The 17,301-nt window shown below is 46.0% G+C and carries 16 protein-coding genes and 1 pseudogene; 6 read left to right on the top strand and 11 right to left on the bottom strand.

What is annotated here, in order from left to right; translation table 11 throughout:
• The first annotated feature begins 414 nt into the window (after positions 1–414).
• The 6 genes from QT973_RS12205 (at position 415) to QT973_RS12230 (ending at position 6,878) form a co-directional block, all read left to right on the top strand.
• Positions 415–963: an inorganic pyrophosphatase gene (locus QT973_RS12205; RefSeq protein WP_333053499.1), complete on the top strand. Its 549-nt coding sequence runs from the start codon at positions 415–417 to the stop codon at positions 961–963.
• A gap of 160 nt (positions 964–1,123) precedes the next feature.
• Positions 1,124–2,431, top strand: a complete 1,308-nt coding sequence (locus tag QT973_RS12210) for a serine/threonine-protein kinase (RefSeq protein ID WP_333338435.1) — start codon at positions 1,124–1,126, stop codon at positions 2,429–2,431.
• A 142-nt stretch (positions 2,432–2,573) separates the two neighbouring features.
• Complete coding sequence (locus QT973_RS12215; RefSeq protein WP_333053497.1) at positions 2,574–4,070, top strand: serine/threonine-protein kinase; 1,497 nt, start codon at positions 2,574–2,576, stop codon at positions 4,068–4,070.
• A gap of 282 nt (positions 4,071–4,352) precedes the next feature.
• Positions 4,353–4,865, top strand: coding sequence for an inorganic diphosphatase (locus QT973_RS12220; RefSeq protein ID WP_006634582.1), 513 nt, complete (start codon positions 4,353–4,355; stop codon positions 4,863–4,865).
• 517 nt (positions 4,866–5,382) lie between these two features.
• A complete protein-coding gene (locus tag QT973_RS12225) occupies positions 5,383–6,291 on the top strand; it encodes an MBL fold metallo-hydrolase (RefSeq protein WP_333053496.1) in 909 nt (302 codons plus the stop codon).
• Positions 6,292–6,311: 20 nt separating this feature from the next.
• A complete protein-coding gene (locus QT973_RS12230; protein WP_333391396.1) occupies positions 6,312–6,878 on the top strand; it encodes a diheme cytochrome C in 567 nt (188 codons plus the stop codon).
• A gap of 26 nt (positions 6,879–6,904) precedes the next feature.
• On the opposite strand, the gene QT973_RS12235 is transcribed toward QT973_RS12230, so the two are convergent.
• The 11 genes and pseudogenes from QT973_RS12235 to QT973_RS12285 form a co-directional block, all read right to left on the bottom strand.
• Entirely contained in the window at positions 6,905–7,858 is a 954-nt protein-coding gene (locus QT973_RS12235) for a hypothetical protein (protein ID WP_333391398.1), read from the bottom strand.
• A 4-nt stretch (positions 7,859–7,862) separates the two neighbouring features.
• A complete protein-coding gene (locus QT973_RS12240) occupies positions 7,863–8,081 on the bottom strand; it encodes a hypothetical protein (RefSeq protein ID WP_333391400.1) in 219 nt (72 codons plus the stop codon).
• A gap of 106 nt (positions 8,082–8,187) precedes the next feature.
• Positions 8,188–8,349: a hypothetical protein gene (locus tag QT973_RS12245; RefSeq protein WP_333391401.1), complete on the bottom strand. Its 162-nt coding sequence runs from the start codon at positions 8,347–8,349 to the stop codon at positions 8,188–8,190.
• Between the two features lie 200 nt (positions 8,350–8,549).
• Positions 8,550–9,110, bottom strand: a complete 561-nt coding sequence (locus tag QT973_RS12250) for a Uma2 family endonuclease (protein ID WP_333391403.1) — start codon at positions 9,108–9,110, stop codon at positions 8,550–8,552.
• Between the two features lie 46 nt (positions 9,111–9,156).
• Positions 9,157–9,588: a phosphodiester glycosidase family protein gene (locus tag QT973_RS12255; protein WP_445305692.1), complete on the bottom strand. Its 432-nt coding sequence runs from the start codon at positions 9,586–9,588 to the stop codon at positions 9,157–9,159.
• A gap of 20 nt (positions 9,589–9,608) precedes the next feature.
• Positions 9,609–10,463 (bottom strand): hypothetical protein, encoded by an 855-nt coding sequence (locus tag QT973_RS12260; RefSeq protein ID WP_333391406.1) that lies wholly within the window; start codon positions 10,461–10,463, stop codon positions 9,609–9,611.
• A 440-nt stretch (positions 10,464–10,903) separates the two neighbouring features.
• Positions 10,904–14,029: a phosphoenolpyruvate carboxylase gene (gene ppc, locus QT973_RS12265; protein WP_333053486.1), complete on the bottom strand. Its 3,126-nt coding sequence runs from the start codon at positions 14,027–14,029 to the stop codon at positions 10,904–10,906.
• A gap of 418 nt (positions 14,030–14,447) precedes the next feature.
• Positions 14,448–14,672, bottom strand: coding sequence for a hypothetical protein (locus tag QT973_RS12270; protein ID WP_333053485.1), 225 nt, complete (start codon positions 14,670–14,672; stop codon positions 14,448–14,450).
• Positions 14,673–14,775: 103 nt separating this feature from the next.
• Positions 14,776–15,000, bottom strand: a complete 225-nt coding sequence (locus QT973_RS12275; RefSeq protein ID WP_333053484.1) for a hypothetical protein — start codon at positions 14,998–15,000, stop codon at positions 14,776–14,778.
• 221 nt (positions 15,001–15,221) lie between these two features.
• Positions 15,222–16,028, bottom strand: a complete 807-nt coding sequence (locus QT973_RS12280) for a hypothetical protein (RefSeq protein WP_333260538.1) — start codon at positions 16,026–16,028, stop codon at positions 15,222–15,224.
• Positions 16,021–17,020: pseudogene (locus QT973_RS12285) on the bottom strand (IS630 family transposase). The gene QT973_RS12280 and the pseudogene QT973_RS12285 overlap by 8 nt, the downstream one beginning before the upstream one ends.
• Positions 17,021–17,301: the final 281 nt, after the last annotated feature.

A 17,301-nucleotide genomic window follows, 5' to 3' on the forward strand; every position in this document is an offset into this window, starting at 1 on the left:
CGGGGCGGGGGCGATCGCGATCGGGGGTGCGCCTCCCATCCCACCACCAATTAACCTTAATATCCTATTGAGGTAATTGTAAATAAGCTCCAACAGGTATTATGGTTATATAACGGGATTTGAATTTGCAAGCGAGATGCGGGGGTTTCGCCCTACGTGTTTCCTTCGCACTACCTACCGCAACAAACTTAGCACTTCTATTATTTGAAGCGCTTAAAAATAGTTATGACTGGCGGCAGCGTTACCCGGTTTCTGAGAAAAATCTTGGAGAAAGGCGACGAAACATCCGCTCAAAAACCGGGTTTATCACCCCGTCCGCCTAAGTCTTAATAGCGTTAGTGGCTCCTAAAAAGAGCTTCCTTCGCAGATAGTCAATGTTCTAGTCTTAGATATAGAAAACCACTAGCGTCAGTTATGAATAATTGGAATTCGCAATCGGGAGATGTTGAGTGGGTAGATCAGGTTTACCAACTATTGCTGGAGATTGCTCGGAGCTCCCTGTCAGATATCCCCAGAATCCCGGAAAATATCACTGTTAAGGCTATTCCTCTGATCCAGAAGGTACAAACCATTCAACAAAGACCTGACGGGCAAGTGTTCAAATCAGGTTCCTTTTCAGTAAACGATCACGAATGGGTCGATCGAGTCTGTCAACTATTGGTAGAACTAACCAGCGCGTCTTTGTCCGAACAGCCCAAAATGCCGGAAAACCTGGCAGGCCGATCTTTAGCCCTCGCCGATCGAGCACAAAAGATTAAAGAAGACATCGAAGAAAATGCAGCCCAAACCCCAGCAGATGAAGAGGACAATTCCTTACAGTCTCCAGACGCGCTGCTTTCCCTCTTGCACCACAGTTTGAAAACTCAGCGCGCCAAAAGCTACAACCCCGATGCCCCCGAATGGCAGCAAGTCTTGAGCCTGCTCGACGTAGTGCAGTCAATTTATAAGCAAATCCAAAATTAAATTCCAGCTTAACTCAGGCGCTTCTTGATTGTGCGAGAAAGCTGGCTTTTAAAGGCGGTTGCTATTTGACATAAAATTTTTTTTGCCCTAGCCCAAACATTTCCGATTATTGCACTTTTGTCAACTACACTAGGTTTAATCGGTTCTAGGGCAAGAGAAGATGAGCGGAGAAAACATCGGCGATTTGTCAAAAGAAATATTAGCCGATCGCTATCAGTGCGATCGGCGGCTCGGCAAGCAAGCAGGAAGACAAACCTTACTCGCCCGCGACTTAAAAACCCAACAGCAAGTAGTAGTCAAACTCCTGTCATTCAGCAGCGACTTTAACTGGGAAGACTTAAAACTGTTCCAGCGAGAAGTCGAAACCTTAAAATCCCTATCCCATCCCGCAATTCCCCGATATCTCGACTCCTTTGAAATCGACACGCCCAAGCGCAAAGGATTCGCCCTAGTTCAGACTTACATCGCAGCCAAATCCCTACAAGAATATCTCTCAGACGGCCGCACCTTCAGCGAAAGAGAAGTCAAACAATTAGCCACAGCATTATTAGACATCCTCGCCTATCTGCACCAGCGACAGCCCCCGGTCATTCACCGCGACATTAAACCCAGCAATATTTTACTCAAGAATCGATCGGGCAACAGCGTCGGCAAAGTCTACCTAGTCGATTTTGGTGCAGTTCAAACCCTAGCAACCCAACAAGGAAAAACAGTCACCGTTGTCGGAACTTATGGCTATATGCCGCCCGAACAATTTGGCGGGAGAGCAGTTCCAGCTTCCGACTTGTACAGCTTGGGAGCCACCTTAATCGCCTTAATTACCAAGCAGCATCCAGCCGACTTGCCGCAGAAAGATTTGCAGATCGAGTTCGAGCAATTCACCCAACTGAGTTCCGGTTTTACCAATTGGCTGAAGTGGATGACGCATCCGAGTTTAGAATGCCGTCCCGCCTCAGTCCAAATAGCTAAAGAAGTTCTAGAAAAACCACAGGAAATAAATAAATATTCCCAGACATTGAGACTGGGAAAAACGCTAGATACCTCTAGGTTGTTCAAGAATGCGATCGGGCGCAGCACTTGGATGGGCACTCTAGGTGTAGGAGCTTGTGCAGCAATTTACGGCACCTTTCTTTTGCCGGTAGTGGCGACAATTTTCGGAGGATTAATCGGTCTTCTTCTGGGCTTGCTGCTGGGGTTGGGGAACGGAATAATCGTAGGAATTGTGACGCGCTTGTGGTTTTTTCCCCTAACTAATCCCAAACTTCACCGACAGGTTTTAACTGCAATTAGTATCGTACTCTGTACCTCGACAAGCATCGTCTACTTTCGGATAATGGATTGGAATAAGCTAAACGACTTGAGTGTTGAGATTGTTTTCGTGCTAGCACCGTCGCTAATTGCAGGACTGTCAATGGGGGCAAGTAGCAAGTCTATTGCCCGGTGGTATCAAAAAGAAAGTGGACTGTAATCTAAAATTTACAGTTCTGGACGCACTCCGAGCAAATAAACCGGGTTTTTACGAAAAGACGCATTACAACCGCCAGACTCGCTAAAAAACCCGGTTTCTGAACCCCGACGTTCCCCTCACACTCAAATTCATGTAAAAAAATATGACCAGCAAAATATTAGCAGAACGCTACGAAGTGCAGCGACAACTAGGAAAACAAACTGGTCGCCAAACGCTGCTGGCTCGTGACTTACAAACTCAAGAATTAGTTGTTATCAAACAACTATTCCTCGGCAGCGATTTTGAATGGCAAGACCTCAAGCTATTTGAACGGGAAGCGGAAACTTTAAAAGCACTTTCTCACCCAGCAATTCCGCGCTACCTCGATTACCTGGAAATTGACGAACTAAACAGTAAAAGCTTTGCCCTGGTACAGACTTATGTAGAGGGAAAAACTTTGGAAGAGCATTTGCGATCGGGGCGTACTTTTAGCGAAAGCGAGGTGAAACAATTAGCTAAATCGCTGTTAGCAATTTTGAATTACTTGCACAAGCAAAATCCGCCTGTTATTCACCGTGACATTAAACCCAGTAATATTTTACTGCACAGCAGATCGGGTAACTCGGTCGGACAAGTTTATTTAGTTGATTTCGGTTCGGTGCAGAACCAAGCTGCAAAATTTGGCGGCACAATTACAGTAGTGGGAACTTACGGGTATATGGCACCCGAACAATTTGGCGGGCGCTCGGTTCCGGCTTCTGACCTCTACGGTTTAGGTGCAACTTTAATTTATTTGGTAACGGGTTTGCATCCCACCGAACTGTCGCAGCAGGATTTGAAAATTCAATTTGCCGATCGGGTACCGCAGCTCAATCCTAATTTAATAGATTGGCTGGAGTGGATGACAGAACCAAGTTTTTCCAAACGGTTATCTTCGGCTAGGGAAGCATGGCGAGGGCTTAAAAATCCCCGCCCGATCAACAAAAATCCTATGGTGGTGCTGCAGCCACAAGGCAGCGATATTAAACTTACAAAAAAATCGGAATTTATAGAAATTGTAATTCCGCCCAAAGGCATCGATTTTGGTTTAATTGCCACGCTTTCGGCTCTGGTATCTGCGAGTCCTGTCTCATTTATAGCAAGGGATATGTTGAGCGATGCGTTAAATATAAATTCCCAATTTTTTATAATAATATCAGGAAGTTTGTTATGTATGGCAGGACTAAAGTTGATATTTGCACTATTTCGGGAAAGGCGTCTCAGAATCGATCGGCAGCAAATCTCCCAGACAAGCAATCTGCTGGGGTTGAGATGGAATCATGCCAAGCCATCTCCCAGGAAGGAGATTGGCCAGTTGAAAATTCAACAACGTGAATATAGAAACAGCGGTATTGGTGTAAAAGTTATGATTTTTGCTTTATCAATAGCTACAGGGTTATATAAAACGGCATCATTACTTATGCAGAAGAGCTACTCGGAAGTGAGATTAGGGAAAGTCTATCAGATGATAGTTCAAGCAGGCAAGCACAAATATCAGTTAGGAGAGAAGGAGGGACTAAGTGAATCAGAAATCAAGTGGTTAGCAACAGAACTGAGCCAGTGGTTGGGTTTGAAAATTAAAATAATTTTGACAGACGGTAAACAGAATAAATGGTTCTGAAAATATCTCCTTTGCCAAAACAAAGCTTTGCGCCCTCAACCTGTGGGATGGGCGTCCCGCCCGTCCCCTCTCTCTTGTGTGGGATGGGCGTCCCGCCCGTCCCCTCTCTCTTGTGTGGGATGGGCGTCCCGCCCGTCGAGTGTATTCCCCCAGCCGGCGACACACTCCCCCGCTTTCGGTCAATCTCATGCAGCCGAAAGGCCCGATCGCCCGTAAAATGCTATCAAAGGGATTTGGCAAGTAGCACTCATCCCAATCATCTGTTAACTTGGAGATATTGTTGTGGACTTATCGCTAATTCCGGCACAGCCGAAACCAGGACTGCTCAACGTCCTCATCGAAATTACCGCCGGTAGCAAAAACAAGTACGAATTTGATAAAGACTTACAAGCCTTTGCTCTCGATCGGGTGCTTTCTTCCTCAGTCCAATATCCGTGCGACTACGGCTTCATACCCAATACCTTAGCCGATGATGGCGACCCCCTCGACGGCATGGTGATGATGGATGAGCCCACATTTCCAGGGTGCATAATCGCAGCCCGTCCGATCGGAATGCTGGAAATGATCGACGGAGGTGACAGGGACGAAAAACTTTTGTGCGTTCCCGACAAAGACCCCCGCTATGCTCACTATAAGTCCCTCAAAGACGTAGCCCCCCACCGCTTGGACGAAATAGCCGAATTTTTTAGAACCTACAAAAATTTGGAGAAAAAAGTCACGGAAATTCTGGGTTGGCAAGATGTCGATCAAGTCATGCCCTTAGTGGAAAAGTGCATCGCAGCCGATCGCAAATAAGCCCCTAGCCCGCACTCCTCGACTGCAACCCGACTAAAAACTCAGGGGGCCGAACATAAAGCGATCGCTGCACGTCTAGGGATGCAGTCGAGGAACGGGTAGCTAGAATGTCAAATCAGTCGTGAATGCCGACTCACCGGAACAGCATTCCTCAAAACCGCGCCCCGCCCCCAATCTTGAAAAAAATACTACTCCTAGAGTAAGATGAAGCGCAAATTCTACCCCAGAGGAATGCGTTCTACGTTTGAGGAAGTTTTACCCTAACACTTAGAGCGATCGGCGCTATCTTAATCTCAGAACACAGAACACGGCGGGCTGCCCGGATGATGCAACAAATCATCTCTCAAGCGTGACATCTCCTACACGAATCGGTAAGGTTGAGAATTCTAACAGCCCAAGTATTAGGCACTCGAATAGTTTCCCGATCGAGGGCTTTATTATAGTACAGATTGCTAAAAACTAAAAAGTAAAAACTAAGATTTCAACTCCCAAGTTCCAGCCCCCAAAACTAAAAAAAATGCCAGATTCCGCACCCTCTCTACCCAATCCACAGCCTTCCGATCGCCAAGCCACTATGGAAAATAGTCCTTTGACCGAGTTTGTCGTTCAGTTTTGGGGCGTGCGGGGCAGCATCGCCACCCCCGGCAGCAAAACACTTCGCTACGGAGGGAACACCTCCTGTGTAGAAATGCGCTTGGGCAAAAAACGCCTGATTTTTGACGGCGGTACGGGCCTGCGAGTTCTGGGCCTCAATCTGCTGCGGCAAATGCCGGTGGAAGCCCATATGTTTTTCAGCCACACTCACTGGGATCACATTCAAGGCTTTCCGTTCTTTACTCCCGCCTTTATCCCAGGGAACTGTTTTCACATTTACGGTGCGATCGCCCCCAACGGCACTACAATCAAACACCGTCTTGCCGACCAAATGGTGCACCCCAATTTTCCCGTCCCCATCCAGGTGATGCAGTCAGACCTCAAATTCAACGATTTGACGCCTGGGGATATTATCGAACTCGACGATGTGAAAATAGAAACGGCACTGCTGAACCATCCCAACACCGCGATCGGATATCGAGTCACTTGGGAGGGACACACAGCCGTCTACTGCACCGATACAGAACATTTTCCCGATCGGCTGGACGACAACGTGTTACACCTAGCTCGCAACGCCGACGTGCTGATTTACGACGCCAACTACACCAACGAAGAGTATTACGACTTCAAAACCCCAAAAGTCGGCTGGGGACACTCGACTTGGCAAGCAGGAGTAGAAATAGCCAAAGCTGCTGGAGTCAAAAAAATCGTGATGTTTCACCATGATCCGGGTCACGATGACAATTTTCTCGATCGTACAGAAGCAGAGGTGCAGGCAGCGTTCGCCAATAGCTGCTTAGCCCGCGAAGGCATGAGCATACCCGTGATTTAACCAAAAATAAATTCAGAATTATGAAACAGGAAAAACCCCGCAAACGTCGCAGAGTAGGCTTGCGGGGGCTTTACTCAAAGTTGCTAGTGTTGATAATAATCTGCTGTACCTGTGGCGGATGGGTTGCTGCTCAGACTGCCTACTCTCGCACTCCCGCGCGACTTGCTCAGGTGTCTTCGATCGAGGATACCGGTACGGTCGATCGCATCCCCGAAAGCTACCAACTCGGACAGCAACTGTACCTAGAAAACTGCGCCACCTGTCACATCGCTTTACCGCCACAAGTCTTACCTACAGAAACCTGGCGCAGATTGCTGCAAGATCCCCAACACTACGGACAAACCATCAAACTGCTAGTAGACCCGCCCCGCCTGCTAGTCTGGAACTACCTGCAAACTTTTTCCCGTCCCCAAGCCAAAGACGAAGAACTCGCCTACCGAGTCGCCAGTTCTCGCTATTTCAAAGCTTTGCACCCCAAAGTCAAAATGTCACAACCCGCAAATATCAGCAGTTGCGTTACTTGTCACCCCGGCGCGTCTCAATACAATTTCCGCAAGCTTACCGCCGAGTGGGAAAACTCTCCGTAGGGAATGCAGGACTTATCCACTGATTATCAAAACAAAAACCGCAGTCTGTCATCCTTTGGATTAATACCCCAAGTCTTTAATGTTCGTATGATATCTCCACCATTGCGACCCAACCTTTGAATGTTTTGTTGTTCGCAGTCTAAGAAGTAAGCATCGGAACGGTAAGTAGTAGGAACTTGAGGATCACAGAACAGAATGTCATCTTTAGTTCGGATAAGTAGAGGTTCTCTCTCATCATTCTTGTGCTGTCCCATCCACTGCTCAAAAGCTTCTGATGGACGTACATTTATATGGCGGTCTGACTCTCCAGATAACCTCATGGCTAGCGTCACCTTATCCGCTAGTTCAACTGTAGTAGATGTCCAAAATCCAGCGCTACGCATAGATTCTACTCGCCACTGCATATTTAATGTTGCATCGTTACAGCCATACAATCCTAAGCAAACAGCATTCGAGAATTCTCGTGCTTTATCGTGCAAATCATCAAATGAGGGATAATTTGAAGCTGCTAAATCCTGAGCTGCATAAAAAAGCTTATAGCTATACAGAGATTCAAAAGTTCTTGGTGGATTATTAGTGTACAACTCTGGTATATAGCAACAGGAGTCCTGTACTCGATCACCTTTGAATAGTGTTTCAACCAGTCTCAAAGTGTCTTCAAGACAATGTGTTGACCCACCACTATTAAAGTTACTGGTAGCTGGATGGTTTCCGTACCACCAAGGATGAGCTTGTCTAGGTCGTAAAAAAATCCAGTCCACATCGAGTGGGTGATGAGGATTCGGAACAATCGCAAATAGCCAGTCTACAGTGTATCCTCTGTTTATAACGTCAGAGTGGGGGAATTGCCTAAAGTCCTCGCTTCTAGTTACAGGAATTACAAAAGCTATCTTGTCCCAATAGCTTTTTACAAAGTCGCTAAGAAAAGGCTCCTGAATAAAGGAAAGTGACTGATCATTGAGAATCAATAAGTTATGCATAGTGCTAGTCTTCAGTTACGACACTCTCTATTTTATGAGAGGCTCTAGCTAAACGAACAGGTAAAAAATCTTTAATTTGTCCTACAACAGCTAAACCCCTGGCTTCCACTGGCGCAAGATTACCTGCTAACTGAATTGAAAGCGTTTGCTCCTCCCAAACAGCTCCCAACGCTAAACCAAGATGGTACGGTAAAACATTAAGACTCGATCCCGTATCAAACAAACCCAAAGTCTCCGAAATACAATCCCGATAGCTTAAAGTTATCGGTACACAGGGAAAAAAATTAGTTTCTCCTGCTTGATTCCTTCGTTCGATAAAAGAAAATCGTTTAGGATTTCGCCTTTTCTTTCGTTTCTTCTTGTTCTAATAAACTCATTAGTTTCTGGGCAGCATCACCATAATCATAAGGCGACCAAACACGATAACCCGCGCCATTATCCAATGGCTTTAACATTTCTTCTTTCGCCAATTCAGCGATTAAAAACTGCATTATTTGAAACTTCTCAGCAGGGGATAACTGCCGAAGTTGGTCTAATAATTCAAGATTTGAAATAAAAGGCCATTGAATTCATTTCTCCATTTGACCACCACCTTTAGATTTAAACCACTCCCAAACATCTTGGTTTTAACTCTTTATCTGCGTCCATCTGCGTTTATCTGCTCCATCTGCGGTTAAAGCTAAAACACAAACTAAACAGGCAAAAACTGTTCGGAAAAACTAATCTCAATCTCAGGAAAAGCTAGCATTCTAATCGCAGCGTTATCTGCAACAACTATCTCAGATTGATAGCCTCCCGGTGCGGGATTCCGGTAAATATATGCCTCGCGGGCCGCTACATCTAATATCCAATATTCAGCGATATTTGCTCTCGCATAAATCGGGGCTTTTTCCCGGCGGTCAATTTGTAATGTCGCGTAAGAAACTTCAATTAACAGCAAGATTTCGCTAGGATTTGGGTGATGGTCGCTATAAGCACCCGGATCGATACAAACAACTGCTATATCTGGTTCCGGTTCCGAAGTTGCTAAAGTAATTGGCAACTGCACGCGAATTGCTGCTAAATCTCTGAGCAGGTGTTGTAGATATCGATCGCTGCGTTGGGTTGTAGCAGCATGGGGTGGAGTTTGTGCGCTCATTTCAACAATTCTCCCATCTAGCAATTCAATCTTATCACCTTCAGTGAGAATGCCAGCTTCAATCATGCGGTGATATTCTTCGACTGTCCAGGTTCTTTCTTTTGTTGCTGTCATAATCTTTGCCTGCAAAAGCTTACTTCCTATTATAGTAATTGCCGATTCAATTAAAAAACACTGATTTGTCCGGTGTTGGTCGAGAACCCTTTTGAAAGCGTTCCCAAGACTGTTTTAATTGAGCAGGATCTGGATATTCGCGATCGTAAACCACCAGGACATTCGTCAAATTCCGTCCCGGCGGCAATAAAATCTGCCCTTGATGAGCCAAACCCACGGAAGCACCACCGTCCAAATTCATCGCTTCAAAACAGCCGTAGCACGGGCGAGGGCGGGACGCCATCTCTTGCATAACCTTACCTTCTGCTTCCCAAGACAAACTATCAAAAAAAGTTACCAAAAATAACTTATCTCTGGAAGCTGGAAAGCCGATCGCCGTTCTCGAACCCACGCCCACAACATGAGAATCTTTAAAACCTTCCGATAAAGGAGACAGCCAAACTTTCCCCCCTTTAACCAATCTCGGCCCGCAAGTCAATCGATTTTAGATTTTAGATTTTAGATTTTAGATTGACTTGCGCGAGATAAATGCTCTTTCTTGAGGATTTTCGATTTTCGATTAAAGAATTGATTCCACGGATAAATCACGTGGCGGGTACCACCTTTGAAATTCTTGGTCAGAGAAAACCAATGTTGACTCCAATCCGGCTTACCTTCAGTTCTAGCCGTCACCATTTCCAATTGATTTCCCGCTTTAATTCCCAAAGTCGTGCCGTAATTTTCCCAGCGGCTATATTTCATAAACTTACCCGCCGCCACCATATTTCCCAGCACAGATTTCTGCTCATCTTTACCAAAAAAAGTCCCGTTAGCAACAACAGCAGCCCGGTAACGCGCCACCATATTTTCAAAAGGTTCGTCGCCCCGCGTTACTTTAGAAGTATTAGCAAAATCGGCATTATTAGCTAACCCTATTGTGATATAATTTTCTGGGTCGGCGAGGTCAATAGTTGTGAGATAAAAACTTGCGCCAGCTACATTTTTGCTGCTGACTTCTACAGGTTTTGCTTGCTTAGCAGAACGTTTTTTGATAATTTTAGGTTGAGACGGCTGCACAGCAGGAGGATTTTCGGGCGATTTTACAATAGGATTACTCGGCAGAGGTTGATTTGTTTTTGCCGATTTTACAATGGGATTGCTAGGGAGAGGTTTAGGAGTTTGATTTGATTGTATACTTGATAAAAAAGCGAGTGACTTTTGCCACAGTTGACCCATGAGAGTCAAGAAACTATCTCGGTTTTGGGCGATCGCAAAATAGTCAGCCGCCACCCGCGCCAAAGCTAGGCCCGTTAAAAATAAAAAAGTGCGCCGCAGCATCGGGCGACAACCTTGAGACTGTTTCCGTTTAGACATAAAAAAATCTCAGCTAGCATAGCGAACAGTTTCCTATGGCTGTGACTATACAGCCTCTTCGGTGGTTCATGAAGTACACTATAAAGCTATATTGTGTGGTGTTAATCTGTAGGGTGCGTCGCGGCGAAATATTGGTCGATAAAACTTACAGATTGACGGGTGTATCCGCACCTTACACGGGCTAGAAGATTGTGTGTACCACATCTACATGGAATATGCTGTAGCAATCCTTGCAGGAGTCGTAAAAAGATGTAGGGGTAGTGTTAAGAGTGCCTACCCCGGTCTCATGGGGGCAACCACGGGGGGTTTGCCCCTACAAGAATTACACAAATGATGCGAGGATTGCTATACAATGGGCGATCGCCCGAATTCTGAAACTAACAGTAGCAAGGTGCTCTATCGCGCACCTTACCACTAATTCACAACTCAAAACTATTTGCCTAGCCGGTATTCCGCATCCCCGCAGCAATTCCATTAATCGTCAGCAGAGCTCCCCGCAACAATTCACCCTTGCTGTAACGCGAGTGAATCACCCCCGGAACCCCGCCACTACCATGCTGCCGCAAGCGTTTCAGCAGCGAAACCTGCAACAAACCCAAAGGCACAATCGTCGCATTTCGCAACTGCACCGATCGCTGCAGCGATGGATCTTCGTCCAACAAACGTTGGTGTCCGGTAATCGTTAAAACCAAATCGCGAATCAAGTGAAATTCGGCAGCAATTTGATCGAATAAAGCCTTAAAACGCTCCCTGTCCGCTGGCAAAGCTAACTCCTGCACGTAGTGTTCTGCAATCTGCAAATCCACCTTAGATAAAGTCATTTCCACCTTAGAAATTACCATTCTAAAAAACGGCCATTTCAAGTAGAAATACTGCAAAAGTTTCATGTGTTCTTCCGGTTCCTCCAGCAAAAACTCTTGCAAAGCTGTGCCGACACCGTACCAAGAAGGCAGCAAAAAGCGGCTTTGAGTCCAGCTAAACACCCACGGAATTGCTCGCAAACCGCTGATGTCTTTTTTACCACCGCGACGGGCCGGGCGAGAACTAATTTGCAACTGGCTGATTTCTTGAATGGGGGTAACTTGGTGGAAGAAATCAACTAAATCCGGCTGTTCGTAGATTAAATTGCGGTAGTGCGATCGCGATTTTACCGACAACTCCTCCATAATCTCATTCCAAGGGTCGATGCCATCAAAACCAGTGTGCAGCAAACTCGCTTGAATTACCGCCGCCGCCACAGTTTCCAAATTGTAAAGCGCCAACTCCGGCAAAGAATATTTAGAAGCCAAAACCTCGCCTTGTTCAGTAATCTTAATTCGCCCGTTAATACTCTTTCCAGGCTGAGCCAAAATTGCCTTGTAAGCAGGCCCACCACCGCGCCCTACAGAACCGCCTCTGCCGTGAAAAATTCGCAACTCCACACCGTGTTTTTCCGCAACCATTTGCAAAGCCTTTTGAGCTTTGTGGATTTCCCAATTGCTGCTGAGGAAACCAGAATCTTTATTGCTGTCCGAATAGCCCAGCATTACCTCTTGCAATTTGAGATTTTCGATGGGGCATTTGAGATTTTCGGCGTTTTTTACCGCTAGTTCCTGCGCGTATCCTCCTGCTAGCAAAGCTCGATAAAGCGGCAGATCAAATATTTTTTGCATTACTTCCGGCGCTTTTTTCAAATCTTCCACCGTTTCAAACAGGGGAACTACTTGAATGTTGCTAATTCCTGTTGCGGGATCGTAAAGTCCCGCTTCTTTTGCTAACAGCAAAACCGCCAGCAAATCGCTGACATCGTGGCTCATGCTGATGACGTAAGTTTGGCAAATTTCCGAGCCAAACTCCTGCTGCATTTGCCGCAATATTCGGAAGGTATTGATCGTCTCGCAAGTTTTGGGAGAAAAGGGCAATTCTGCTGGAATTAAAGGGCGGCGAGTTTGCAGTTCCGTTGCCAGCCAAATAATGCGATCGCATTCCGACATTTGATTGTAAGGCTTGGGCAAAATTTGCAAGTATTCAGCAATTTCCCTTAAAGCGTCCGAGTGTACTGTTGACTCTTGGCGAATATCTAGGTAAGCCAAATTAAACCCGTAAATTTCTACTTGGCAGAGCAGATTTTCCAAGTCCCGACAGCTCAAACCTGTTTCCACTAAATTGTGTTCGATGAGCTTGAGTTCGGCTAAAAACTCAGCCCCCGATCGATAAAGGCCGGTCATTCCGGGATGTTCCGACAAAGCTTCGCGTTCCCGCTGCAATTCGTCTCCTTTGTAGAGCCGCCAATTACGATCGCGCGTATTTTCCAGCCGCTGCAGCACGTAGGCCAGCTTCAACCGATAAGGTTCTTGGCGGTAGCGGATTGCCCACTGCTCGTAAACCTCCGGGAATTCCGATTTGTCGCGATCGAGAGATTCCAGCAATTCCGGCAGCACATCGCTCCAGTGCAGCGACAAACTCAAAAGTTCGTTTAGCCGTTTCACCGCGCTGATGTACTTCTCTAGCACCAAGTGGCGCTGATAGCAAGCAGTTTGCCAAGTAACTTTCGGAGTCACCGAAGGATTGCCGTCCCTGTCCGATCCCACCCAAGAACCGAACTTGCAAAAATTGTAACTAGGCGGTTTCAGATAAGGGTAAGAAGCGTGCAAAGCTTGCTTTAAGCGGTGGTAGAGTTCGGGAATAGCATCAAACAGAACTTCCTCGAAGTAGTGGAGAGTGTACTCCACCTCGTCAAGTACAGTCGGCTTGAACTGGTGCAGTTCGTCAGTGCGCCACCAGAGGCGAATTTCTTCCATCAGTTGCTCTTGGAGAGCCGCTGCTTCCCAGCAAGACACCGGGTAGGGGCTTTGAGAGTCGGTTCCGATCACCTGAAATTTCTCGTCAACTTGGTCTAGCTGTTGGAGAATCTTCGCCATTCGTCGCTGTTTGGTGCGGATCGTGTGGCGAACAATTTCCGTCGGGTGAGCTGTAAATACCAAGCGGATGTCTAACTGATCGATCAAGCGCTGGATTTGCTGGCTGGGCACGTTCAAGCGCAGCAGCATCGGGAACAGTTGGTGAAAAGTTCCCGCATCTCGGGCGATCGTCTCGCCGCTGTCTGCACCGCGAGGAGCCATTTGGGCGGGGACTGGGCCTTCCCGGTGGCGGGGGCGATCGGGGGCATCCGTTGCTTGTCCTGGCAGCTTAGAAAACATCCGCCCACCAGCGTCGTTGCTGCTAGCGTAAGCTAGCTGTTGGTCTCGCTGTTCGTAGTGCTGTTCGACAATGTTGATCAACTGGAAATACAGTGCAAAAGCCCTAGCGGCGCGGATGGCGGCGTTGAGGTCGAGCTTTTCGATTAGCTGTACGACATTCGACTCGCGAAAGTGAGTGGCTTGTCCCTCGGCGGAATTGACCGATCGCATTTGTTGGAGCAAATCCACCAATTCCTGCCCGCACTCCTGTCGCAGCACCGATTCCCACAAGTCCTCTACAACTTTGAGGCGATTTCGTAGAAACAGGTCTGATTTTGAGTAAGCGGGAAAAGGGGAAATAGATGTTGCATCAATAGCCTGTTCTGAAGACTGGAGGACTGAACTCATCGGGCTGTTCCTCAATAGCTGCGGGTGTCAAGAAAATTGTATGGTTTAGTTTCGCCTAAAACACTTTTGTTTGCAGTCAAATTTGAGACTTATTGCAACGTTAAAAGTAGAAGGCACTTATGTACAAAGTATAAGGAAAGATTAATTCTTACAGCACGGATTGTACCTATTGTCAAGCTTTCAGGTCAGTTAACTTGCGATTTTAGATTTTAGACGATCGGCGTGAGACGTTCGGCCAGAAGTCAGTTGAGTCGCGCTAAGTCGAACACTTTTAGATTTACTTCAAAGATGAACCTGGGATGTTGAACTAGGGTCGAAAATTTTTATCTGTCCCCGACAGGAGTACGTGGCACCGTATCCGTTTTTGGGCGGGGTCACAAAATTTAACTTCTAGCAGCAGCATCCTTCCTTGGGCTTTCTAATCCTGTGATTGAGGAAAGTTGAGTACGGGAAGGCGCGAACCCCGAAAGACTTCTTCGCTTTCAACGCCGATCGACGCAACAAACTCAGCAGCAGCTTTAGCCACCACCAGCCCGCCCAGCATGGGTAAAGCGACCAAGCTCAATAAAATGTCTGAGGGAACTGGCAACTTTGGACTGTTAGGTGTTTGAGTTTTGAGCAAGTCTTGGTTTTCCGACGGCATAAATCTTTCCTGCGTATTCTGTTATCCCTAGTTTACAAGCTAGGGCGGGTTTTCTTGCCTCGTTGTATCCTAGATTGGGGCGAGATCCGTGTTCATCCAAGAATTAGTGCCGTGTCATCGCAGGCCAGACAGGGCTGCGTGCTGATATCCCCTGAAGATGTGACACAAAAATGAGAGGATACGATCGCTCGCCCCCAGGATCGAGAGCCCGATCGAAGGCGCGTACAAAAGTTCGATCGCCCCCAGAATCGATCGCACAGTTCGATCGGCGGCGGCAAAGTCGATCGCCCTTCCTTGTGAAACTATCGATAATAATTTGATTGCACAAAATAGCTCTCCTGCAAAGTCGATCGACTGAAAGGAAATTGTATCCTGTGTACGATCGTTAATCTACGGTCTTATCAGGAGTGGTGGCTTCCGTCAATTGCACTCTCATCTAAAGTAGAAAAGTCAAGTAACTGTAGTTTAGACTAAAAAATCAGTGCAGCTAAAAGTAGCAGCCTTTTAGCAGAAGGCAAGCTGTTGCTCAAAAACTCAAGAGGTAGAAGATTAAACAGCTAATCTTGAAGACTTTTTCCGTCGAGAAACCCGTTTTTTAACAGTGGGATAGCACGATGCCTTAGTACGTACCTTTCCTTTTTCCCAGCCGGGGGCTTTTCCCCTATGTTTAGGGATTTTTGTAGGAGTACCAATGTCAACTAAAACCGAAAACATTGATTGGGCAACACGTCCAGGAGTTAAATTAATCGTAGCAGATTGCCAAGGAAGTCGATTTTCCAGAACTAAATCCCTAGCCAGCCAGAGTTGCCAACTCCGGGGCGGCATTAAATCACTCCAACGCTTGGATTGTTCGGGAGTTCTCAGGTTAGGCAATGTCCAGTGTAGTCGTTGCTTGGCAAACCTATACCAATGATCCACTCCAAAACGTCGTAAATATTTGAACCAGACTGTTTCTAAGGGTAGAGTTCGTTCTCCCACCCAAGCCAACCACAAGGGTGGAAACGGCTGACCGTTTGACATGGGCTTCATTCTTTCCACGAGGATTAAATTTACTCTCTGTTCAGGCGCACGATAAAAATGTAAGTCAAGCCATTGCTTGACTCGGACTTGCCCCAACTCTGGATGTTCGTCAATTTCAATCACAGCATCCGCTTCGAGCCATGTGGTTTGGTCACCCGGCCTCATTTTTTGCCCGTGCTTGCGTGGTCTGCCGCGACCACTATATGCTGGTGGTGCTGACCAAAAACAGGCATTCTTTCGGAGTCGCATTAAGCAATCAGCTTGAATGGAAGCTTGCGCTAGTACCCAACCAGCATTGCCATATTCTCGATCTAAAACTGCTAAGTAGCTAGACAAAATTAATTACATAGTTTTCTCCAAATTCTTTCAGGATTTTTTCCACAGATGTAACAAAAGTTCCCCAACTCTTGTAAGCAGATATTTCAATCCATTCATACTTAATAAACCGCCATAAAATTTCAATTAAATTTAATTCAGGTGAGTAAGAAGGCAACTCAAAAAGAGTAATATTACGTTGTTTCTACTCTTCAAGTTTGTCAACAATAGCATCACTGGTATGAATAGAAGCTTGATCTGTGACAATCACCGTTGGCTTATCTACTGTGGGGAAAAAAGCATCAATACAGGCAATAACCACATCTGAATTAATACTTTGAGAGGAAATATAAGTTTCAAGATGGTTATTTCGATTCATGATTCCTAGTACATTCATTCGCTGACTACGACGACTAGGAATTGTTAAATATTCTCCGATTTCCTGCCAGCCATAGGGGACACAAGGAATCAAACAAAATCCCGTTTCATCCAAGTAATATAAATCAATTTTACCTTGAGCGTCCAATTGCTTTAATTCTTCTAATTGTGCCTTTTTCTCTTGATATTCCTGGGCGGGAGGCGTTCCTCCCACTCCTTTACGCATACGATGCCAACTCATATTTAGAGTTTTTAGTATTCTTTTAATTGTTTTTGTACTGGGAGTTATGCCCCAGGTCTCTTGAACTTTTTGGCTAACATTTTTTAATTGCCTTGGTTCTTGTTTAGCCCACTCTTTTATTTGGGCTTTCTGCGAAGACTTAAATAGTGGCTTAGAACCTCTTCCTGGTTTATTATAAAGTCCTATCATTCCCTCTAATTCCCACCGATTGAACCAGTTATAGAGGGTCTTATAACTTATTTTGAAAATATTCATTAACTCTCCTTTTTTTACTCCTTGCGAAGCTAATATGAGGCAATGTGCTCTCTGACGTACCTGATGATGTCGGCTTTGGCGATAAATTCGAGTCGAGCAATTTAGACGAAAGAGGATTTATTTCCCTGATAAACATCATATGAAATTCTAATTAACTCATAATTTTGCCTGAAATATCATTCTACTATGTATTTGTGTAATTAATTCTGTCTAATTACTTAAGACTGGATTGATGCTCTGTTCACAAACAAGTTTGAGTTGGGAAGCTGCTTTTTCTATTGGCGAAGACCAACTACTAATTCGTTCATGTAGTAGGGGTAATGCCCAACTTCCTTCTGCTTCGGGTAGTTAGAGTCGATAGGGGCATTTCTACCCCTACCTCTCCTTCAGAACGGAACGTGAAACTTTCGCTTCATTCCG

This window comes from Microcoleus sp. Z1_A1, assembly GCF_036700305.1.
Classification (GTDB): domain Bacteria; phylum Cyanobacteriota; class Cyanobacteriia; order Cyanobacteriales; family Microcoleaceae; genus Microcoleus.